A 21,991-nucleotide genomic window follows, 5' to 3' on the forward strand; every position below is an offset into this window, starting at 1 on the left:
ATAATAGTAAAGTGAATTTTGTGCAATAGTTTTTTATTTTTAGAGATTTTTATCTTAGAGGTATATAGTAGTATAATTAAGAAAAATAAAACTATGGGTAAATTTATAGTATTATGTTTTAATATGAATTTACCTTTGATAATTAGATTAAAGTTTAAAGTTATGGTATAGTAAAAGATATTTAAGTATAAGGAGCAATTTATGGATAAAGGATTTAAAGAATTTAAATTAGATAACAACATTTTAAAGGCGCTTAAGAACTTAGGTTTTGAAGAACCATCAGAGGTTCAAAAAGAAAGTATACCTCTTTTGTTGCAAAATAAAGATATTGTTGTAAAATCTCAAACGGGAAGTGGAAAGACCGCTAGTTTTGGTATACCTATATGTGAAAACATAGAAATTGAAGAGTCAAATGTTCAAGCTCTTATTATAGTTCCAACAAGAGAGTTGGCTTTGCAGATAAAAGATGACTTATCTAATATAGGAAGGTTAAAAAAGGTAAGAGTGGTTGCGGTATTTGGAAAACAATCCTTTGAAGAGCAAGCAAATGAATTAAAGCAAAGAGTACATATTGTAGTAGGAACTCCAGGGAGAGTAACTGATCATATAAATAGAGGGACCTTGCAGACTAATAATATAAAATTTATGATTTTAGATGAAGCAGATAAAATGCTTAATATGGGTTTTGTTGAGCAAATAGAAGATATTCTAAAAGAAGTTCCAAGTGAAAAGGTAACAGCCTTGTTTTCAGCAACTATTTCTTCGGAGATAAAAAATCTTTCTAAGTCTTATATGAAAGATCCTATAAATTTAAATGTAGTATCCAAGGTTTTTAATAGAGATAAGATATGCGAAGAAATACTAGAAGTTGAAGAAAAAAATAAGTTTAAAACTTTATGGCGCAGTATTTATGCTGTTAAACCAGAAGCAGCTATAATATTCTGTAATACAAGAGAAAAGGTAAAAGAGGTCTTTTTAGGTTTGAAAAGAGAAGGGTTTTTAGTAGAAGAACTTCATGGAGATATGGAGCAAAAAGATAGACTAAAAACTATGGAAAAACTTAAAAATAAGGAATTTAATATTTTAGTTGCAACGGATGTAGCTTCTAGGGGAATACATGTAGATCATATTACTCATGTATTTAACTATGAAATTCCAATGGAGAAAGAAAGTTATATACATAGAATAGGTAGGACAGGAAGGGGAAATAAAGCAGGAAGAGCTATTTCCTTTGTATCTAGCAAAGAAGAAAAGTACATAGATCAAATAGAGGAATATATAGGATATAACATAAATAAAATAGAAGACTTTAATGATGAAGAAGTTAAGTTAGGTAAAAGTGAAGTTAAAAAGCTCCAAAAGGATCTTTTGGAAAATAAGAATAAGGTGAAAGTTAATATACATAAGGATGTTACTAAAATACACATAAGTGCAGGAAAGAAAAAGAAAATAAGAAATTTAGATGTTTTAGGTGCCTTTAGTCATTTAGATAATTTAACTGCACAGGATGTTGGAATAATAGATATTAAAGATAATCATTCCTATGTTGACATTTTAAATGGCAAAGGAGAGGAATTATTAAAAAAATATAAAGAAGTGGTTGTAAAGGGTAAGAAGGTAAGAGTGAGTAAAGCAAAAAACTAATGAAAATATAGGCAATTTAATGAATTGCTAAAATTTTGTAGTACATATAATAAGGATTTCAAATAAATATTGAATAAATGTAGAAAAAGTAGTAACATTTAAATATAAAATAAATATTAGACAAATGCTAGGGGAGCTAGTATAGCTAGCTGAGATTTTGGACATAGCAATCCATTGACCCTTAAACCTGATCTGGTTAATGCCAGCGTAGGGAAGCCTTTAATTACAATAACTATAGGTGTAGCTCTAGGCTATGCCTTTTTATTTTATAAAAATTAGTGAAGGTAGGATGATGAAAATGATTAATGCACTTACAATTGCGGGTTCAGACAGCTGTGGAGGAGCAGGAATACAAGCAGATATAAAGGCTTTTTCTGCTAATGGGGTATACGGAATGAGCGTAATTACAGCGATTACGGCACAAAATACTCAAGGTGTATTTGGAATTCAGGATATTGATCCTGAGATAATAAAAAAGCAAATAGAAGTTATCTTTGATGATATAGAAGTAAATGCAGTAAAGATAGGTATGGTTTCTAAAATAGAATCTATTAAAGCTATAGGGGAAAGTTTAAGAGCTATTAAAAATTTACCACCAGTTGTATTAGATCCTGTAATGGTTTCTAAGAGTGGATTTAAATTACTATCAGAGGATGCTAAGGAAACTTTAATAAAGGAACTTATACCAATTGCAGATTTAATAACACCTAACTTGCCAGAAGCAGAGGAATTATTAAATAGAAAAATTGAAAATTTAGAAGAAATGAAAGAAGCAGCTTTACTTTTAAAAGCAATGGGACCTAAAGCTGTTTTGGTAAAAGGTGGACATTTAAAAGAAAAGGCAACAGATTTGCTTTATGATGGAGAAGAATTTTATGTTTTCCCTCAAGAAAGAATAGATACAACTCATACTCATGGTACAGGATGTACTTTATCTTCAACAATTGCAGCTAATTTAGCAAAGGGAATGACAATGAAGGAAGCAGTTACAGAGGGTAAAAAATATATCACTATTGCAATTGAGCATGGATTTGAACTAGGTAAAGGTGTTGGTCCAACACATCATTTTTATGAGCTATATAAAAAGTCTGGTCTTATATAATTCAAGGTAGGCTTTGAAAGTGAAGCGATTATATATAATTGAACTTGTAGTTAATTATAGAATTACTACTAAGTAGGGGGAATTAATAATGATAGAGAATAAAGTATCACCTATGATTCACATAATAACTAACTATGTTACTATGAATGATTTAGCGCAAATAACTTTATGCTATGGTGGAAAGCCTTTAATGGCAACTCATCATGAAGAAATAAAAGAAATAACTTCTATGGCTAATGGATTATTAATAAATATAGGCACTTTAGAACCTTATACAATGGAATCTGTGGTTAAAGCCATAAAAGTAGCCAATGAAAATAATACTCCTGTTGTTTTAGATCCAGTAGGAGTGCAAGCTTCTAAATTAAGAAAAGATTTTTGTGTTCAGATTATAAAAAATAATAAAATATCTTTATTAAAGGGAAATTTATCTGAAATTAAGACCTTAATAGGAGAAAGTACAAAACATATAGGTATAGACTCTTTAGATAATGAACTAAGTAAAGAAGTTACTGATAAAATAGATGAATTTTCAAGGGAAATGAATTGTATAATAGTAGTTACAGGGGAAGTTGATTATGTAACCAATGGCTGTGAAGCATATTTCGTTTCTAATGGTGTTGAAAAAATGAGTGATTTAACTGGAACAGGATGCATGCTAGGTGCCATTTTAACAACAGCATTAGCTATGTATGATAATAGTAATGAAAGATTTGAAGCTGCACTTAGAGCTGTAACAGCTTTTGGTATCTGTGGAGAATTGGCACTTCAAGATTTAGAAGAAAATCAAGGGCTTTTAACTTATAAAATTAAGCTGTTAGATTACATAAGTTTAATAGAGCTTAATCATATTAAATCCTTTGGAAAGCTTAATAAAAAATAAATTTAGGAGGTGTAGTTGTGGATAGTAAAAAGTTATATTTAGTTACAGACCATAGAATAGAGTTTCAAGAATTATTAAAAAAAGTAGAGGAGTCCTTGAAATCTGGAGTTTCTATGGTCCAATATAGAAGCAAAAGTAATAGTACTAGAAAAATGATAGAAGAAGCTAATCTTTTAAAGGTACTATGTGATAAATATAAGGCTGTTTTTTTAATAAATGATAGAGTGGATGTTGCTCAAGCTGTTGATGCTGATGGGGTTCATTTAGGACAGGATGATATGGAAGTCTCTGTAGCAAGAAGAATATTAGGACCTAATAAAATAATAGGAATAACAGCACATAATAAGGAAGAAGCTATAAATGCAGAGAAAAATGGAGCGAATAATTTAGGTATTGGTGCATTATTTAGCACTTCAACTAAAAGTGACGCAACAGCTATGTCCTTAGAAACTTTAAGAGAAATAAGAAAATCAGTGTCTATACCTTTGTATGGTATAGGTGGTATAACAACAGAGAATTTAACAGCAGAAATATTAAAGAATATTGATGGAATTGCAGTAGTTTCAGCTATTTTAAATTGTGATAATATCCAGGTTACTTGTGATCAGTTTAAAAAGCTTTTGTAGACTTAAATACAACATTGGGGTATATTTATAATGTATTAAACATAAGTTTTAAAGTTGTATAAAAAGGAACCCTTATTATTCATCTATATGATGTAGTTATATAGATGATTAATAGGGGCTCTATATTTAGGGTAAGGAATAATACTATTTGTATATCTGTGAATAAATATACAAAACAGCATGTAATATAATTTTGTATTATTAAGGTATGATATACTACATTTACAATTATAGTATATCATATAAATCGTGCATATAAACTTAAAATTATATGAATAATGGTTACAAAAAGGTTACAGAAAACAGAAATATTTAATTCAAAAATTAAATATTTATATAAAAAGGAAAAATATACTTTGAAATTGCAGGAATACATATCAAATTTATGATTAGTAATATATAAATTGAGAAGGAACTTAGTTCTTATATGTTCGGAATATTATTTGAAAATTATAAAAAATCAAAATTTTTAAGAAAAACTTTAGAAAACTAACTGAAAAATTAGGAAAACTGTAATATAATTATACCTGGGGAATGTATAATTATTTAAAGTGATAAATTAACAAATAAGAAAAATTATATGGGGGGAGTATAATGAATAGGGGAGGAACAGATTTAAAAAAACAGAAAAAGACTACAGAGGGAATGACTACAGAAAATATTAAGGAAGGTAATGCTCACGAAGAAACAGTTGTAGAGATGAGCTTAGAAAATCAGAGAGAGTGTGAAAATGAATATAGCTATGATAAAAAAGGACTAGCTAAATACACTTTTAAATTAGCGCTACCGGCTATTATGGAAATGGTAATGCAAACATTATTAGGTTTTGCAGATATGGCTATGGTAGGAAGACTAGGGGCTATAGCAATTAGTGCTGTGGGATTAAGTCAAACACCTACTGATACAGCTTTGGGAATCTTTGCTGCAATTAGTGTTGGAGCAACAGCTCTTGTAGCAAGAGCTATAGGAGCTAAAAAAAGAGAGGAAGCAGGGGAAGTTGCTAAACAAGCTTTAATTGTAAGTGTAGGATTAGCTGTTTTTTTCACCGTGTTTGCGTTGATGTTAGCTACTCCTATAATTAAATTAATGGGAGCTGAAGCAGATGTTATAGCTGATGGTGTATCTTATTTTAAAATTACTAACATGGCCTTACCATTTATGATAGTTACAATAATTATGTCTGGTGTATTAAGAGGTATAGGTGATACCAAAACACCTATGTATATAAATGGGGCAGCTAATATATTAAATATAATAGGAAACTTTTTGCTTATTTTCCCAAGTAGAACTATAAGCTTGAATATTCCTTTTATTAGTGATGATATTTCATTATTTATTCCAGGTGCTGGATTGGGAGTATCAGGTGCAGCTATATCTACTTCTATATCAAGAGTTATAGCTGGTTTTACGATTTTATATTTCATATTAAATAGTAAATCACAACTAAAGGTTAATTTGAAAAAGAAGTTAAGACTTAATTTAGATATAATTAGAAGAATGTTTAAGGTTGGAATTCCAGCAGCTATAGAGCAGTTCTTAATGAGATTTGGTATGCTACTATTTGCCAGAATAATTGCAGACTTAGGTACTGTAACTTATGCAGCTCATAGGGTTGCAAGTACAGCAGAATCCTTATCATATAATGCAGGCTTTGGATTTGCCTTAGCAGCTACAAGTTTAGTTGGTCAGTATTTAGGCGCTAAGGATGAGAAGATGGCTGAAAGAAGTGGCTTTATGGCAGTAGGAATGGGAACTATTTTTATGAGTATAATGGGACTTATATTATTTTTCTTCCCAGAACTTATCTTAAGGGTATTTACTGATGATCCAGTTGTAATTGAACAAGCTACAGTGTGCTTGAAAATTGTAGCAATATCTCAACCTTTCCTTGCAGCTAGCATGGGATTCTCAGGAGCCTTACGTGGTTCAGGAGATACAACCTTTGTCTTAGTTGCTGCGGTTCTAGGTATATGGGGGGTAAGGTTAACCTTAACGTACTTATTTGTATCAGTATTAGGCTGGGGGCTATTTGGAGCATGGCTTGTTATGGGTATAGATGTAGGATTTAGAGCAATACTTTTATTTATAAGATTTAAAAGTGGAAAATGGAAAAAAATACAGGTGTAAAATAAATTAATAATAAGGCTACCATATTTAAAGTATGGTAGCCTTATTATTAGATTAAGTTTTTAAATATATCATTTACATTAATTTTTTCTTTTATTAACCCTTTTTCTTTTAACCAATCAATATTATTTTGCCATACATTTTCATCTTGGTTTAAGAATTTTGAATCCTTAGTTTCCATTAAAGGTAAAAGCATATCTAAGCTTTCCTTTTCTACAGATTCAGTTAATGGGAAGTTTTCCTTTTCTTCATGACTAAGAAGGATTTTTAAAGCTTCATCAGGGTTTTCCTTTGTGTATTTAAAACCCTTTTCACAAGCCTTAAGGAATTTTGTACTTAGTTCATCACTAGTATTTTCATTAGTAACAAAAGCTAATTCATAGTAGTTAGGAACTCCAAAATCTACAGGAGAGAAGTAATCAACTTCATGTCCTTCTTTACGCATAACAGGCACTTCATGATTAACTAAGGCACCTATAGTAGCGTCAACTTGCTTTGTTGTCATAGAAGACATTAACTCAAAACCTACATCAATCAATTTAACTGAATTTGGATCTTCATTTATATCTGCAAGCATAGTTTTTATAATTTCTTCACTAAGAGGATTACTTGAATACCCAACAGTTTTTCCAACTAAATCCTTAGGTGAAGTTATATTTTTTTCTTTAAGAGACATTACAATGTTTAAAGGTGATTGAACTATAGCTCCTACAGATTTCACAGGTACCTTTTCATTGGCTCTAGCCATGATAATGTCTTGCATATAGTATATACCAAAGTCAGCTTTTTTAGCAGCTGGTAAAGCTAAAGGGTCTGTTGGATTAGAAGGAAACTTAAGATTCACTTTTAATCCTTCTTCTTCAAAATATCCTTTATCCATAGCTGCATAAAGGAAGCTATGTACAGCGTTAGGATACCAATCTAAAATAACATCGATTTCCTTTAGAGATTTTTCTTTATCATTACTAGGGGAACTAGAAGTGCCACAGGCAGATAATGAAAAACACATCACAGTGGATAATGCTAAGGATAATAATTTTTTTATTTTCATAATAATAGTCCTTTCTTTAAAATGATTATTTTAAAATTAAATTTCATTTCTCCAATTTATAACTTTATTTTCAATTATGTTAACTACAAAAACTAAAACTATAGCAAGAAGAGATAAAATAACTATTGGAGCAAAAACCCCAGCTCCATCTAGTTGAGTCATCATTCTTTTGCTAAAATATCCAAGTCCGCTTTGGGCACCTAGCCATTCACCTATAGCAGCTCCTATAAGGCTAAGAGGAATTGACATTTTTAAAGCTGTAAAGAAACTAGGAAGTGCACTTGGAATTTTTAATTTGAAAAACAATTGTTTCTTAGTAGCTCCGTAAGTCAATAGCAGTTCTTCCATTTCACGTTTTGTAGATCTTAAACCATCATAAAAGCTTATGGTTATAGGGAAAAAAGTTATTAATACGGTTACAACAACTTTACTCCAAATACCATACCCAAACCATAGCACAAATAATGGAGCTAAGGCTGTTATAGGAATTGTTTGAGTTGCGATTACAAGTGGATATAAAGCATTTTGTATTTTGTCATTTATGCTCATTAATATGGCTAAAAGTACACCTAAAAGTACAGCTATAAAGATACCCATTATGGTTACAAGCAAGGTAGCAGGTAAATGAACCATAAATAAAGGTTCTTTAAGTTGCCATATTTTTAATACAATAGCACTTGGTGAGGGAAGTATATACATTGCATTTATAAATCTAGCAAGTGCTTCCCAAAATATTAAAAGTAGCATGCCAAGTATTATGGCAGGTTTATATTTATTCATAAAATCACCCTTTAAATTATTTGCAAATACATTATAAAGATATTTTGGACTTTAAATATTCAACTAATTGACTTTTTAACTCAAGTATTTCAGGGTTATTCATCATATCCCTTGTCCTATTTGTAGGAAGTGGTACATCTATATGTTTCAATGTTCTTATAGGTTTATCACTTACAACTAGAATTTTTGTAGATAAAAATATAGCTTCTTCCACGTCATGTGTTATAAATAAAATAGTTTTATCTAAATTAAGCCATTGATTTAAAATCCATTCCTGTAGAGTCATTTTAGTAATTGCATCTAAAGCACTAAAGGGCTCGTCAAGTAGCATAAGATCTGCTCCAGTAAGCAGTGTTCTTATAAAAGAAATTCTTTGCTTCATTCCACCAGATAAATCCTTTGGATATTTTAATGCATAGGTATGTAAGTCAAATTCTGTTAACATTTTTAAAGCTATCTCTTGAGAAGCACACTTACTTTTACCTTGTAACTCTAAAGGTAAAGAAATATTTTGAAGAATATTTCTAAAAGGAAGTAATAAGTCCTTTTGAGGCATATACCCTATAAAAGATTTTAAAGAGTTTACGTTTTTTCCTTCTATTAATATTTCTCCAGAGTTAGGTGATTCTAAATTATTTATTAATCTAAAAATAGTACTTTTTCCGCAACCACTTGCTCCTATAATACTAATGAAATCACCTTTGTTAACTTTGAAACTTAGGTTTTCTATAATGTATTCTGTGGTGTCTTTATATTTGAAAGAAATATCATTAAAATCTAACATTTTAAAATAGATTCTCCTTTTTAATTTAAACTCATGTTAAAAGACATTTCCCAAAAGTTATATTCATATTTGCTACAGTTTATAAATATATCCTTAAGTCTAAGTAGTTCTGCTTCACTTGCATTTTCTGTAAGTTTATCAACTAAATCAATACACCATTTAGTTGTTTCAGCATATTCCTTAGAAATATAACCACTAATCCATTCTCCATAGAACTCGTGATTAACTGAGTTTTCGATTTTGCTTAATTCTTGTGCAATTAATTGATAACTCCAAGCACAAGAAAGTATAGCAACGGCTAAGTCGGATAAAGTTCCATTATGAGAAACTGATAACATATAATTTGTATAAGATATGTTACTTAATGAAGCTTCAGTGTTTTTAACTTCTTCTTGGGAAATACCTAAACGCTTCATGTAACTTTTATGTATCTTCATTTCTCCATTTAAAATATCGTGTACCATAATAGAAAAATCTCTCATAGTTTCTTCATCTGTAGCTTTAATTATACCTAAGGCAAATACCTTAGCATAATCTAAAAGATAAATATAATCTTGAATTAAATAAAACCTAAACTTTTCTATTTCTAAGTCTCCATTACCTATGCCAGCAACAAATGGATGAGTGTAATATGAATCCCATATGTCCTTAGCACTTTCATATAAATATTGTGAACACTTCATAATATAAAACCCCCTTAAAGCTTTACAGGTTAAAAATAAAAAAACCACTTTCCTTTGAAAGTGGTTAGAAAATCTTAATAATATTTAAAAATATACATATATAAATATCTAAGGCTTCAAACTACTTCCTTACGCCAGAATTAACTAGATCAAGTTATAAGGGTAAATCTCAGCTCGTAGCACCCCTAGTAGTATATAAAAATTAAATTTTTCTTAATTATAACACTATTCTTATAAAAATGCAAAATATGTTATGTTCTTAGTGAAAATTTAATGTTCTTTATTAATGAAAATAAAAATATTACTAAAAGCTATTATAATTAAGTATAAAAATGAAGTTTTTATTAAGAAAATTTTAAACAAAATGTTATTCTTTTAGTATAAAAGGTATAATATAATATATTACATAAAAGAAAAGAATGTATAAGAATGGGAGGGTTTGAGGTGGATGTTAATGGAATCCAAGGCTTATTCCTAATAAGTATAAAAGATAAAACGGTTATAGAAATACCTCCTTTAGGCGGAGTTATTGGAAGAGCAGGTGATATTTGTCCATCATATTTCAAAAATAATAAGTATGTAAGTAGAAGGCATGCTAAGATTGAATATTTTTATGGAGATTATGTGATTTTTGATTTAGGAAGCAAAAATGGAACAAAGGTAAATGGTCTTACTTTAGATGTAGGATTAAGTTTTCCTATTAGAGGAGGAGACTTATTAGAAATATGTGATGAGAAATTTGAGGTTTCTTATATAGGTATATATTAATTATGTAAGGATTGAAAAATTCTTAAAAAGCTATGGAGTGATAGGTTTAATGATTCTTTTGGAGAAGATAGATGATAATGAATTTAAGGATAAAGTATCCATATATATTGAAAATATTAATAATGGATTTGAAAGATATATAAGTGGGATTCTTGAGTATGAAGAAGTAACCAGGGATAATATGGTTGAAAATGTGAAAATAAAAGAAGATACAGTTATTAATTTTATTAAAGAGGTTTATAAAATTAATAACTTCAAGGACATATATATAGATTTTTATTTTGAAAACTTAAGTAAGGAATCTATAGAAATTATAAAGAACAATATTGAAAAGGAAGATATTGAGGTTTTGGAAAATCATATAGAAAAGTTTGGAAATGAGGGTGTGCACTTTAGATTACCTCATGAAGGATTAATTCCATTTTTCATGAGACTGAATACAAGGGAATTATTCTTTTCTACCTTTTATTTTAATGAAGTGCCTATGACCTTTTGGGGAAACTACAATTATAGTTTTCCTGTGTTTTTTAAGTGTGAAAAGGATTTTGAATTTTATTTTAACTTAGCAAAAAACTTTGGATTAACTATAAGAAAAATAAAATAATTAATTATTTAAGAAGGTTCCATCATTAAAGAATAATAAAACTATGATGAAACCTTTTCTTTTGTTTTTTGATAACTGCATAAAAATAAAAGAAAAATATTCCAGGGAAAAGCAGAAAATAAACAAAACTACAAAATTCGAACTTATAAGACAAAGAAGAAAACTGATTTTACGAAATTATAAATAAATATTTAATTTTCGGATAAAATAAACTTACAATAGCGAAAAAATGTAGTATAATACTATATGAATTAAAAAATTCGCTAAATATTTTACTAAAACCTAAGTTGTTTTGGATAAAATAGTAAAAAATATAAGATTTATTTTAATCAACAAAGGAGGAGATTAGATGTCATCAAAAAATAATGTGAAAAAACTATCTCTAATGGCATTAATATTAATGATATTTACATCTGTATATGGATTTAATAATATGCCAAGATCTTATTATCTAATGGGATACGGTGCAATACCATTCTATATAATATCAGCTATTATATTTTTCATACCTTTTGCTTTCATGATGGCCGAATATGGTGCTGCATTTAGAAATGAAAAAGGTGGTATATATTCATGGATGGAGAAATCCGTAGGTCCTAGATATGCTTTTGTAGGTACCTTCATGTGGTATGCATCAGCAGTTATATGGATGGTTAACACATCCTCAGGATTATGGATTCCAATTTCAAATGCCATTTTTGGTAGTGATACAACTTCAACTTGGAGTTTATTTGGACTATCTTCAACTCAAACACTTGGTATCTTAGGAGTACTTTGGATTATATTCGTTTGCTTTATAAGTACTAAAGGTTTAGATAAAATTAAAAAAGTTACTTCTATAGGTGGTACAGCAGTTGCATTACTTAACTTAGTATTATTATTTGGTGCTATAGCTGTATTAATAGGAAATAAAGGACAATTAGCAGAACCAATAGTTAATGCTGCTTCTTTTATAAAATCTCCTAACCCAGCATATGCATCAACTATATCAATGTTTTCTTTCTTAGTTTATGCAATTTTTGCTTTTGGAGGAATTGAAGTTGTTGGTGGATTAGTAGACCAAACTGAAAATCCAGAAAAGAATTTCCCAAAAGGAATAGCTGTGGCTGCTATAATTATAGCAATTGGATATGCTGTAGGAATATTCTGTATAGGTATATTTACAAACTGGGCCCAAGTACTTTCACCAGATACAGTACATAAAGCCAATGTAGGATATGTTGTAATGAATAACTTAGGATACCAAATAGGTATGGCCTTTGGTGCAAGCCAACAAGTTGCAATTCAAATTGGTAACTGGATTGCTAGATTTGTAGGACTTTCAATGTTGCTTGCTTTAACAGGAGCATTCTTCACAATGACTTATGCACCATTAAAACAATTAATTGAAGGATCTCCAAAGGGATTATTCCCAGAGAAGTTCGCAAAATTAAATAATGGTATACCTGTTAATGCTATGATAGTGCAGGCTACTGTTGTTATAGTTATTATTTTACTAGTGTCTTTTGGTGGTAAATCAGTATCTAAGTTCTTTGACGTATTAGTAGCAATGACTAATATAGCAATGACAGTACCATACATGTTTTTATCAGCAGCATTTATATTCTTTAAGAGAAAAGAAGAGATACAAAAACCTTTCGAAATTTTCAAGGGTAAAACATTCCCAATAGTAGTATCTGTAATAGTTACTGCTACAGTAGGATTTGCAAATGTATTTTCAATTATAGAACCAGCTATGAACGGTGATATAGCTACTACAATCTGGAGTATAGCTGGACCAATTATATTCTCAGTTGTAGCCTTATTAATGTTTAGAAGATACGAAAAAAATAAAAGTATATAGAATATATAATTAAAGGCCTTGCTATTGGTAGCAGGGCCTTTATAAGTTTAGGTATAAATTAAATAACTTTCCTTTGTACTATATTTGAAATTAGTATTAGAAATGGTTATTATATAAGATGAGATAATTAATATAAACATAATAAAAACTAAAAATATACTTTAAATCTGTATTTTAAAATATATTGCAGGACAAAATAAAACTTTATAAGATTTATTTTTATATAAAGGGATGTTATTTGGGAGGAAAGTTTTATGGAACTTAAGATGTTCGACTTTATTGAAGATGTTAATGAATGTCTTCGTGATATTAGGAGTGAATTAAAGGAAATAGCTGAAGAAATAGAGGATTATTTAGAGGAGTGCCTAATACCAGTAAATGAAGGCAATTTGCATATTAGATCTAGAGTAAAGTCAAGTTCTAGTTTAAGAGAAAAGATTTTACGAAACAGTTATTATAAAAACTATAAAACAGGAGAAGAACTTATACTAAATCTTCATGATTTAATAGGGGTGAGAATAGAATGTAGGTTTATTGAGGATGAAAAAGAAATTTACAATGCATTAAGGGAGTACTTTGTAGTAAAGGATGAGGAAAGTGGATATTACTATAATCCCAAAAATGAAAATGTATTATTAGAATTAGATAGTATACAGCCTCAAAGACAAAAAAATGGGTTTGAAATTTTTAGAATAGATGGATTATATAAAAATGGTGATAAGTGTTATAACTATGAATTGCAAATTAAATCCCTAGTAAATGTATTTTGGGGAGAAATAGAACATAAGATCATATATAAAAATAATAATTATATGATCGCTGATGGATTTTTAAAAGAGATAATGAAATCTATTAAGAAAAATTTATCTATGATAGATAATCAGTTGCTACTTATATATAATCAATATAATTACAGTAATGCTATAGATCCTTTAGTAAGAAAGAATCATATAGAGGTCTTATTATCTAAAATGATATACGATATTTTTTCAACTAAGATGAAAGACAGTATAGGTTTTATCGTTGACTTTAAAAAATCTTGCGATACAATAGTTAATTATATTTTTAGAACAAATCATGCGCATGACTTAGAAGGATATAATAAAACTTTACTAAAAATGTTTGATAGAATAAATGAAATAAGTAAGGACGAAGTTAACTTTAATAGCGAAATAAAGTTTGAAAGAGATGTATGTGTCAATGGCGAATTCGCTAGAGTTATATCAAAAGAGATATTAAATAATATAAACAATGATTTTCAATGGAATTTATTCTTTAAAATACTATTTGAAATAGAATTAGGAAATAATGCAGAGGATTTTGAGTGTTTTATAAAATACTTATGCAATGAATTCTATGGAAGTCATAGCTTTGTAGAACTGTATAAAAAGTTTGAAATAGAGGAAGCAGAAGATATAAAAGAAGATTTAATGGTTTCTATAGCCAAAGCCTATGAGAAGAATGGAACAATAAACTTTATACAAGAGAAGTATATTGAAGATATAAATGAGAGTTTAGATAATTATTTGAAAGTACTATGTGATGTTGTAAAAGATTTTGAACAGTGGGCAGAGAACAAAGAAACTTATCTTGAAATATTTACAGTTAAGGTGCTTTTAATATTAAATACGAATATAGAAAGAAAGGTAATAAATAAACTTATAAAGAAAATAAAAAGTGTTAATAAAGATGAAGATAACAAGAAAAAATTACTAGAATTTTTTAATTAAATATAAGAAAATGGTGATTGCATTTAAAAGATTGCAAAAAAGATTGTTAAAAAATAAATATATTAAGTAATAATTAAATTTTATTGACGAAACTTTTAAAAAGATGATATAATCCAAGAGCTGAAAAAAAGTTTAGTGGAAGTTAAATTGGGAGGAAAGATTATGGAAACGACAAAAGAAGTTAAAATTGTTACCGCAGATCCTTCAGCTTTAGGATTATTTGGTTTAGCTGTTATAACTTTAGTTGCATCTTCACAAAAATTAGGTATTACTACAGGAACATCTTTAATATTTCCGTGGGCTATCTTTTTAGGTGCATTTGCACAATTATTTGCATGTATAAATGATTTTAAACATAACAATACATTTGGAGCAACAGCTTTTGGAGCATATGCATTTTTCTGGTTTTCAATGGGATGCACTTGGTTAGTACAAGCAGGTGTATTTGGTGAGAAATTTGCATCTATGGCAGATCCTAAGCAATTAGGTTTTGCATTTGTTGCATACTTAATATTTACTATATTTATGACAATAGGAGCTATGGAAACACATAAGGTATTATTCTCTATATTTGTTTTTATAGATTTCTTATTCTTAGGTTTAGCGATGAACTCTTTTGGAATAGGTGGAGAATTCGGACATCATTTAGCTGCTTATTCAGAGTTAATTATTGCTTTACTATCATTCTATGGATCAGGTGCTGCAGTTTTAAACAAGCACTTTGGTAAAGTATTTTTACCAGTTGGAAAGCCATTTGGAATCTTTAAAAAGTAAATTTAAGTTTAAAATAAATTGAAATTTTATAAATAAGACCTCTTATATATACGAAAGTTAATTTTAGTATATATAAGAGGTCTTTTGCATATTCACCTACTTATACATAGCAAGTGATTTAAGTATTACTTTCATATCTTCTCTGGAGAGTTGTTTTTTCATTTCTGACATAACATAAATAAGTGGATAAATATAGGTATTAAGAAAATTAGTGTTTATATACCCCTTAGATGCATTATAACATAAGCGCATACTATCATCTTTGAAAATAATAGAAGTAAGATTACTTAATATCATAAACTTACAACTGCTGTTAAGTGTCAGCCCCTTATAATCTAAAAAATAATCTAAGTTTCTTAAACTTTTCTGTAGAACTATTCGAGGAAAAGATAAATCTATAATCAAATCTTACACCTCCATATTAATAATTGATCTTTACATGTGTTAAGAAAAATGAATTACTATTTAGTTTATTCGAAATTATAAAAATGTGTTAATTAAAAGGAAATTGGGTAAATTAAATACTAGGAATATTATAATGAATATTAATTTAGAGGTGAAGATATATGAGTAATACATTATCCATGAAAGTAAGCAGTTACATAAAGGCAACAGATATTATTATAAACAATATAGACAAAGCATTAGGTAAAGCAGAAGCATTGCAATTTAAAAGAGAGTTAGAAGAGTTAAAACATTCATATGAATACCAAAAAAGTATTTTATCTAAAGAATTTTTAAAAGAAGATAAGGAAATAAATGAAGAAGATGAGGTGTGGAGAAGTATAATAAATGCCTTAGAATCACAAGAAACTGTTGTTTTAAAAAATGATGCTTGTATTTTAAAATATATAAATACAACCTATGAATTAAGTATAAAAATGCAAGATGAATTACTTAAAGAATTTAATTATGAAGATAATAACTTTTATTTAGATGTCACTAAAGCTTTAGAAGCAACAAATAAAGCTATAAAACCCTTGAAAAATTATAGAAAATAAAGAAAAAAGGTTTTAATTAATTAGTATATGATAATTAGAACTTTTTTATGTAACTTAAAAAAATTCCAAAAACTTGAAAAAATATCTAAGAAGTGATACAATTAATGGTAATAAATTTTTTATTCTTCTGGAGGTGAATTTTTGAATTTATTATTTGAAAATTTTATTCACTATTTAGAAAATTTAAAGATTAAGTATAGAACTATAGAGGAAACAGAAGGGGTTACAGTAGATATAGAAAATGAATTGTGCAAAAATGCAGAAATGACATTTTTGTTTTCAAAGGATAAAGATGATTATAAGGTTAATATAATTTTGACTACTAACATGAGAAAGTTGAGCAAAAAAGAAATAGAGGCTATGATGGCTGAAGTAAGGAGCTTAAACAGAATAACCCCATATAGGCAATACAATATAAGAGATATTGAAAATCTAGAACTTAAATCTATTTTGTATATTAAAGAACCTTCAGATGTAAAAGTTATATATAGGACTATAAATAGCATGTTATTAGACTTCTATGCTAGGTTTAAAGATGTTGTATAAAAATAACTAAGAGAGATAAAGGGGGAGTTATTCCTCTTTATCTCTCTTAATTTGAAGAAATAAAAAATAAAGTTTCATAATTTAATATTATGTGTTTAGTTGGAATGTATAAATAAAGATTTATTATCTTATTAATAAATCCTTGCCCTTCGGGGAAATATATAGGTGTAGTATTATAATTATTAAAAGGAGAATACATATGAAAAAGACATTTAAAGAATACAGAGAAGAAGCAAAGCATGTAGAAATAAACCATCCTAATAGCTCTAAGGATAAAAAAGGAAATAAAAGTGTGGGGCCTAAATTTGAAAACCATGCTGGAGAGCCAATAAAATAGAGTGAGTTTTTAAACTATCCTAATTTTAAAAGTTACTTCTTGGTAAGTACTGAGAGTTACTTTAATTTGGGATAGTTTTTTTATTTCTTCTCCTGAAGATAAAAATCTTATTCAAAACAATTAATAATAATTATTAATTAACTACGATTTTACATTAACCTATGTTATAATTAAGATACAAAAATATTAAGGAGAAATTAAAATGAATAATGAAGAATTATACATAAAATTAATTGGTGAAAATCCTTCTTATATAAAGAATATAGAAAGTCCTTCATACGAAATGAAGTTAATAGCGCTTAGAAAAAGTGGTACAGTAATTAGATTTATTAAGGATGTAACAGAGGATTTAAAAATGGAGGCTGTTAAATCTAATGCACATGCCATAGAATATATAAAAAATCCAAGTGAAAATTTAAGCTTAGAAGCAGTTTCTAAGGATTGGAATACCTTGTCTTATATAGATAATCCAAGTGATAAGGTGATTTTATGTGCCCTTAATCAATGTGGAAATGCTATTAAGTATGTTAAAAATCCTAATATAGATATGAAGAGAAAAGCTGTTTTGAAAAATTATGAAGCTATTGAATTTATAGAAAATCCAGAGGAAGAAATTCAATTAATTGCTATAAATAGTTATTGGGGAGCTATTAAATTTATTTCTAATCCTACAATAGTAGTTCAAACTGAAGCTATAAAAAGTAAGGCAGAGGCTATTAAGTACATAGATATTTATGATGATGAGTCTATGAAACTATTTATATTTTATAATATAAATGTTTTAAAGTATGTATATCAAGATATAGAACCATTTATAGTAACTCAAGCTTTAATGGATAAATTTTCGGGTGATACTGTAGATGAAGGTTATATTAAGGATTTTATGGATCTAGAGGTATTAAGTATGGACAAGATAAAATTTATTAAGGAATACGGAAATAAAAGGACTAAGCAATTATTAATTGATTACAAATTGTCTATATAAAAAGAGAAGGGTAGATTTTTGAGTAGGTTTATATACTTAGAAAGGAGTTACATATGAATTTTAATGAAACTTTAAGTAGTTTAGAATTGATTTTGCAAAGTGAGGCTGTTCCTTTAATTGTAGGGGAAAGTGGTATAGGAAAAACAGCTTTAATTAGAAGTTTATGTAATAAAAATAAATACGATATGGTAGTTATTGATGCTAATCTTTTAAAAGAAGGTGAAATAGGAGGGCTTCCTATAGTTGAGGATTACCTAGATAACAATGGTAATACAAGAAAGAGAACTACCTATGCAACTCATAATAAGTTAGTTGAAATAGAGTCTCTGCTTAAGAAAAATCCAAAGGGTAAAGTAGTTTTATTTATAGATGAAATAAATAGATGCGAACATGCGGTTCAACAAGAATTGATGAATTTGATTTTAAATAGGGAAATAAACGGATATATATTAGAAAAAAGGGTATTAGTGGTAGCTGCTATGAATCCAGAGAATAAATTCAACTATGGTGGAGGAAATTACAGTGTGGTTAATATGGATCCAGCTCAGGAAAATAGATTTGTATGGATTTACATGGAAAGCAATCCAAAAGCTTGGGTTAAGTGGGCTTTAAATGAAGGAAATATAAATAAGAGGGTTGTAGAATTTATAAAGGATTTCCCAGAATATTTACATAGACCTAATGATGAATTTAGTGAAAGGGCAACCCCTAGGAGTTGGGAGAGAATATCTAAGCTATATTCAATTTATGAGAATTCAGCACAAGAGATTGATTTAAATATTTTTTATAATGTGGTAAAAGGAAATGTAGGTATTGATATTGCACAGGATTTTATATCCTTTATAGAAAATTATGAAAAAAGTATTATATCACCAGAGGATTTATTGAATAAGAATTACAAAATAGATATTCTAAGGGAGGAGATTTTAAAGGCTAATCATTCTAAGTTATATGTACTTTGTAAGAATGTTTTAAGCTATTTAAGTGAACATAGCTATGATGGTGATAAACTACAAACATTATGTACTATGTTAAGTTTATACCCTGTAGATTTGACCATGGGGATTCTAAAAGAGATAAAAGAAGAATATGAGGGAAATATATATAGGGATTTGTTAGAGGAAGATAAATTTATTGAATTATTCTTTACTTGTTTTAATCTTTAAAGTTTTTAAGGAGAAAGACTATGCGAGAAAGCGAAATTGAAGAATTAAGAAGAAAACTTTATTCAGAATGTGTTTATTTTAATCAAGAGTCTATTAGTGGTGAATTTAAAAATGATTTTTCACGGTTTTTAGAACAATGCAATTTATCTATGATAGAAGGGGGAGATAATTTTTTTGGATTATTCATGATTAATGTGAAAAGAGAAATAGATATAGAAATAATAGAGCCAATTGTGACAATAGTTTCAATTGGTGGATTCATTATGTATTTTAATCCAAAAATAATCCTTCAATATGATCTAAAGCAAATTAAGGCTTTAATTAAACATGAGATATATCATATAATGTATTCTCATCACTCAAGAGCTAAAAAACTTTATAAAAACTATTGTAGAAAAGCTGTAAATATTGCAATGGATATAGCTGTTAATCAATTTATAAACAATTTGCCACCTAATGCCTTTAAAATAGAAACTATAAATATGATTTATAATTTAAGCTTAGGCTATGATGAGATCTTAGAAAATTATACAAAGGTGTTAGATGAGTTATTTAAAAGTAAGAGAAATCATGATAAAGTTACAGCTATGAATAAAGAAGCTGGCCTTGAGAAACGAGAGGAAAATGCAGAAACTATGCATAGCTTATGGGAAAATAATCTTGAAAAGGTAGATGACAATTACTTTAAATCTATGGTTAAAAAGATTGCTAATAAAAGTAATAAGGGAACTATGCCAGATGGTTTGGAAAATATAATTAATACATTTAATTATAAACCTGAATTGGATTGGATAGGATATTTAAAAAATCAAGTTTCAACTATGACTTTTGGATATAAAAAAACCTCCATGAGAAGAGATAGAAGACAGCCTCATAGATATGATTTAAGAGGCACTTTACGAGACCATGTTGCAAAAATAATTGTAGCTATTGACGTTAGTGCCAGCATGACAGAGGAAGAGATAAATAGTATATTGAAAGAAATAATTTATATTTCTAAAAATCATCCTATTGAGATAACTATTATAGAATGTGATAGTGAAATTAGAAGGATATACTCTCTTAAACATTACAGTGAAATTAAAAAAAGATTAAAAAGAACTGGAGCAACTTCCTTTTCACCGGTATTTGAATATATAAAGAAAAATAATTTAAGTACAAGTGTTTTAGTGTATTTTACTGATGGAGAAGGAGAAGGTGAATTAACTGTTAAACCAACGAATTATAGTACTTTATGGGTGCTTTGTGGTGATAAAGAACTATCTTTGAAAAATAGTTATGGAGAAATAAAACATTTGAAAAAATGTAAAAATAATAAAGAAAGTATTGCGGAGGCTCTTGAAATTTATAGAACAACCTCTGATATACAAAATAGAGTTCATATGTAAAAATAAAAAGTAAATTAAGTAATATTATCCTTAATATGTAACATAAATATAACTATAATAATACCTTATATTATAGTATTAATATGATGGAGGATAATATGCAAGATAAGAATGCTAAGAGCCTTTTTGGTTGCGATGTAAATGAATTCAGAGGAAACATTGACTTTGTGGAACTAAAGAAGCAAGTAAAATTTGTGTACTTAAGATCTTCGGGCAATGGCAGTGGAAAATTTAGAGTAGATAAAAAGTTTTTTGATTATGCTCAGGGAGCTAGAGATGTAGGGTTACCAAGTGGTGCATATCATTTTGGGGTGCCAAGTACAGATTTACTTACTGCAGATTCTCAGTGTGATGATTTTATTAAGGTTTTACAAGATGGTTATGGGGCTGGAAATTATGGAGACTTATTTCCGGTATTAGATATTGAGGTTCCAGAAGATAAATCTATTAGCACTGATGCACTTTTAAATTGGATTAATAGATTTAGAAAAAGATTTGAATCTAAGACAAGAAGAAAATTAATGTTATATACAGGTATATGGTTTATTGAATTATATAACGACTTTAAGTCTTCAACTAAGGGATATATACTAGCTAATATGCCTTTGTGGATAGCTGATTATGGATTATTAGGAAATCAATATCCTAGAGATGCTGGTGGATGGACAAGATGGAGAATATGGCAATATACAGATCAAGGTGTGTTAAATGGATTAATTCCTCCAGTAGATTTAAACTGGGGACCAGATAATATTGATAGATTAATGCCCCCTGCAAAGGTAAAGGATCTAAAGGTTACTATGGATTCAAACAAAATATATCTAAAGTGGGTAGCTAATACAGAAAGTGATTTAGCTGGATACAATGTTTTCTTAAATAGTAATTATATTAAAACTTTAGGGAAATCAGCTACAAGTTATGCCATAACTAAACCTAAAGCATTAAAGCCAGGTCAATCCTTTGAGGTAGGAATAGAAGCCTTTGACACTGATGGAGACTTTTCAACTACAAGGACTAAGGTAACTGTAAGTGGAGCTAGGTGGAGAAAAGAAGTCTTCCTTGAAGATGAGGGTTCAGATGTTGAAGTTAAGCCGATTTCAAGAACTTTAAACTATGAATCTCAGGAAACACCATTATTTACAGGTGAAGAAAGATACCAATCTATATTA

At 28.5% G+C, this 21,991-nt stretch carries 20 protein-coding genes, 1 pseudogene and 2 riboswitches; of the genes and pseudogenes, 17 read left to right on the forward strand and 4 right to left on the reverse strand.

The genetic code is table 11. The features are described 5' to 3' along the window. Positions 1–201: 201 nt before the first annotated feature. The 5 genes from BUA48_RS02375 to BUA48_RS02395 all read left to right on the forward strand — a co-directional run bounded on the left by BUA48_RS02375 (position 202) and on the right by BUA48_RS02395 (position 6,382). On the forward strand, positions 202–1,644 hold the full coding sequence (locus BUA48_RS02375; RefSeq protein ID WP_072829688.1) for a DEAD/DEAH box helicase: 1,443 nt from the start codon (positions 202–204) through the stop codon (positions 1,642–1,644). Positions 1,645–1,763: 119 nt separating this feature from the next. Further along, a riboswitch (TPP riboswitch) is annotated at positions 1,764–1,875 on the forward strand. 67 nt (positions 1,876–1,942) lie between these two features. Next, the gene (gene thiD, locus BUA48_RS02380) at positions 1,943–2,746 is read left to right on the forward strand and encodes a bifunctional hydroxymethylpyrimidine kinase/phosphomethylpyrimidine kinase (protein WP_072829690.1); all 804 of its coding nucleotides are present in this window, start codon (positions 1,943–1,945) and stop codon (positions 2,744–2,746) included. Positions 2,747–2,834: 88 nt separating this feature from the next. After that, on the forward strand, positions 2,835–3,629 hold the full coding sequence (thiM, locus tag BUA48_RS02385; RefSeq protein ID WP_072829692.1) for a hydroxyethylthiazole kinase: 795 nt from the start codon (positions 2,835–2,837) through the stop codon (positions 3,627–3,629). A gap of 17 nt (positions 3,630–3,646) precedes the next feature. Next, a complete protein-coding gene (gene thiE, locus BUA48_RS02390; RefSeq protein ID WP_072829694.1) occupies positions 3,647–4,255 on the forward strand; it encodes a thiamine phosphate synthase in 609 nt (202 codons plus the stop codon). 594 nt (positions 4,256–4,849) lie between these two features. Continuing rightward, on the forward strand, positions 4,850–6,382 hold the full coding sequence (locus BUA48_RS02395) for an MATE family efflux transporter (protein WP_084666015.1): 1,533 nt from the start codon (positions 4,850–4,852) through the stop codon (positions 6,380–6,382). Between the two features lie 49 nt (positions 6,383–6,431). Here BUA48_RS02395 and BUA48_RS02400 read toward each other — a convergent pair whose 3' ends face one another. From BUA48_RS02400 to tenA, 4 genes are read right to left on the reverse strand one after another with little or no spacing between them, the layout of a single operon-like run. Beyond that, positions 6,432–7,433, reverse strand: a complete 1,002-nt coding sequence (locus BUA48_RS02400; protein WP_072829696.1) for an ABC transporter substrate-binding protein — start codon at positions 7,431–7,433, stop codon at positions 6,432–6,434. 36 nt (positions 7,434–7,469) lie between these two features. Then, positions 7,470–8,213: an ABC transporter permease gene (locus BUA48_RS02405; protein ID WP_072829697.1), complete on the reverse strand. Its 744-nt coding sequence runs from the start codon at positions 8,211–8,213 to the stop codon at positions 7,470–7,472. Between the two features lie 31 nt (positions 8,214–8,244). Further along, on the reverse strand, positions 8,245–8,997 hold the full coding sequence (locus tag BUA48_RS02410; RefSeq protein WP_072829698.1) for an ABC transporter ATP-binding protein: 753 nt from the start codon (positions 8,995–8,997) through the stop codon (positions 8,245–8,247). A 20-nt stretch (positions 8,998–9,017) separates the two neighbouring features. Beyond that, positions 9,018–9,680: a thiaminase II gene (tenA, locus tag BUA48_RS02415; RefSeq protein ID WP_072829700.1), complete on the reverse strand. Its 663-nt coding sequence runs from the start codon at positions 9,678–9,680 to the stop codon at positions 9,018–9,020. 109 nt (positions 9,681–9,789) lie between these two features. Further along, a riboswitch (TPP riboswitch) is annotated at positions 9,790–9,877 on the reverse strand. Positions 9,878–10,124: 247 nt separating this feature from the next. On the opposite strand from tenA, the gene BUA48_RS02420 reads away from it, so the two are divergent. The 12 genes and pseudogenes from BUA48_RS02420 to BUA48_RS02475 all read left to right on the forward strand — a co-directional run. Then, positions 10,125–10,448, forward strand: a complete 324-nt coding sequence (locus tag BUA48_RS02420) for an FHA domain-containing protein (RefSeq protein ID WP_072829702.1) — start codon at positions 10,125–10,127, stop codon at positions 10,446–10,448. 49 nt (positions 10,449–10,497) lie between these two features. Beyond that, entirely contained in the window at positions 10,498–11,052 is a 555-nt protein-coding gene (locus BUA48_RS02425; protein WP_072829704.1) for a hypothetical protein, read from the forward strand. 349 nt (positions 11,053–11,401) lie between these two features. Then, the gene (gene yjeM / locus BUA48_RS02430; RefSeq protein ID WP_072829706.1) at positions 11,402–12,895 is read left to right on the forward strand and encodes a glutamate/gamma-aminobutyrate family transporter YjeM; all 1,494 of its coding nucleotides are present in this window, start codon (positions 11,402–11,404) and stop codon (positions 12,893–12,895) included. 254 nt (positions 12,896–13,149) lie between these two features. Further along, a complete protein-coding gene (locus BUA48_RS02435) occupies positions 13,150–14,625 on the forward strand; it encodes a GTP pyrophosphokinase (RefSeq protein WP_072829708.1) in 1,476 nt (491 codons plus the stop codon). Between the two features lie 162 nt (positions 14,626–14,787). After that, entirely contained in the window at positions 14,788–15,399 is a 612-nt protein-coding gene (locus BUA48_RS02440; protein WP_072829710.1) for an acetate uptake transporter, read from the forward strand. A 566-nt stretch (positions 15,400–15,965) separates the two neighbouring features. Then, positions 15,966–16,400, forward strand: a complete 435-nt coding sequence (locus BUA48_RS02450; RefSeq protein WP_072829715.1) for a hypothetical protein — start codon at positions 15,966–15,968, stop codon at positions 16,398–16,400. Positions 16,401–16,541: 141 nt separating this feature from the next. Beyond that, complete coding sequence (locus BUA48_RS02455; RefSeq protein ID WP_072829717.1) at positions 16,542–16,946, forward strand: hypothetical protein; 405 nt, start codon at positions 16,542–16,544, stop codon at positions 16,944–16,946. Positions 16,947–17,145: 199 nt separating this feature from the next. Beyond that, positions 17,146–17,283 (forward strand): hypothetical protein, encoded by a 138-nt coding sequence (locus BUA48_RS15470; RefSeq protein ID WP_178138932.1) that lies wholly within the window; start codon positions 17,146–17,148, stop codon positions 17,281–17,283. Positions 17,284–17,485: 202 nt separating this feature from the next. Then, positions 17,486–18,268 carry a hypothetical protein gene (locus BUA48_RS02460; RefSeq protein ID WP_072829719.1) on the forward strand — a complete coding sequence of 261 codons (783 nt, stop codon included), beginning with the start codon at positions 17,486–17,488 and terminating at the stop codon, positions 18,266–18,268. A gap of 53 nt (positions 18,269–18,321) precedes the next feature. After that, positions 18,322–19,434, forward strand: coding sequence for an ATP-binding protein (locus tag BUA48_RS02465; protein WP_072829721.1), 1,113 nt, complete (start codon positions 18,322–18,324; stop codon positions 19,432–19,434). Positions 19,435–19,454: 20 nt separating this feature from the next. Next, entirely contained in the window at positions 19,455–20,822 is a 1,368-nt protein-coding gene (locus BUA48_RS02470; protein WP_072829723.1) for a vWA domain-containing protein, read from the forward strand. A gap of 98 nt (positions 20,823–20,920) precedes the next feature. After that, positions 20,921–21,844, forward strand: a pseudogene (locus BUA48_RS02475) (glycoside hydrolase family 25 protein); the annotation flags it as partial. Positions 21,845–21,991: the final 147 nt, after the last annotated feature.

This window comes from Clostridium collagenovorans DSM 3089, from assembly GCF_900130005.1.
In the GTDB taxonomy this organism is placed as follows: Bacteria; Bacillota; Clostridia; order Clostridiales; family Clostridiaceae; genus Clostridium_D; species Clostridium_D collagenovorans.

Excerpts from the sequence above, each read along its gene's own strand:
- BUA48_RS02375 (WP_072829688.1), top strand. The coding sequence starts at position 202 with ATGGATAAAGGATTTAAAGAATTTAAATTAGATAACAACATTTTAAAG.
- thiD (WP_072829690.1), top strand. The coding sequence starts at position 1,943 with ATGATTAATGCACTTACAATTGCGGGTTCAGACAGCTGTGGAGGAGCA.
- thiM (WP_072829692.1), top strand. The coding sequence starts at position 2,835 with ATGATAGAGAATAAAGTATCACCTATGATTCACATAATAACTAACTAT.
- BUA48_RS02395 (WP_084666015.1), top strand. The coding sequence starts at position 4,850 with ATGAATAGGGGAGGAACAGATTTAAAAAAACAGAAAAAGACTACAGAG.
- BUA48_RS02400 (WP_072829696.1), bottom strand. The coding sequence starts at position 7,433 with ATGAAAATAAAAAAATTATTATCCTTAGCATTATCCACTGTGATGTGT.
- BUA48_RS02405 (WP_072829697.1), bottom strand. The coding sequence starts at position 8,213 with ATGAATAAATATAAACCTGCCATAATACTTGGCATGCTACTTTTAATA.
- BUA48_RS02410 (WP_072829698.1), bottom strand. The coding sequence starts at position 8,997 with ATGTTAGATTTTAATGATATTTCTTTCAAATATAAAGACACCACAGAA.
- tenA (WP_072829700.1), bottom strand. The coding sequence starts at position 9,680 with ATGAAGTGTTCACAATATTTATATGAAAGTGCTAAGGACATATGGGAT.
- BUA48_RS02425 (WP_072829704.1), top strand. The coding sequence starts at position 10,498 with ATGATTCTTTTGGAGAAGATAGATGATAATGAATTTAAGGATAAAGTA.
- yjeM (WP_072829706.1), top strand. The coding sequence starts at position 11,402 with ATGTCATCAAAAAATAATGTGAAAAAACTATCTCTAATGGCATTAATA.
- BUA48_RS02435 (WP_072829708.1), top strand. The coding sequence starts at position 13,150 with ATGGAACTTAAGATGTTCGACTTTATTGAAGATGTTAATGAATGTCTT.
- BUA48_RS02440 (WP_072829710.1), top strand. The coding sequence starts at position 14,788 with ATGGAAACGACAAAAGAAGTTAAAATTGTTACCGCAGATCCTTCAGCT.
- BUA48_RS02450 (WP_072829715.1), top strand. The coding sequence starts at position 15,966 with ATGAGTAATACATTATCCATGAAAGTAAGCAGTTACATAAAGGCAACA.
- BUA48_RS15470 (WP_178138932.1), top strand. The coding sequence starts at position 17,146 with ATGAAAAAGACATTTAAAGAATACAGAGAAGAAGCAAAGCATGTAGAA.
- BUA48_RS02460 (WP_072829719.1), top strand. The coding sequence starts at position 17,486 with ATGAATAATGAAGAATTATACATAAAATTAATTGGTGAAAATCCTTCT.
- BUA48_RS02465 (WP_072829721.1), top strand. The coding sequence starts at position 18,322 with ATGAATTTTAATGAAACTTTAAGTAGTTTAGAATTGATTTTGCAAAGT.
- BUA48_RS02470 (WP_072829723.1), top strand. The coding sequence starts at position 19,455 with ATGCGAGAAAGCGAAATTGAAGAATTAAGAAGAAAACTTTATTCAGAA.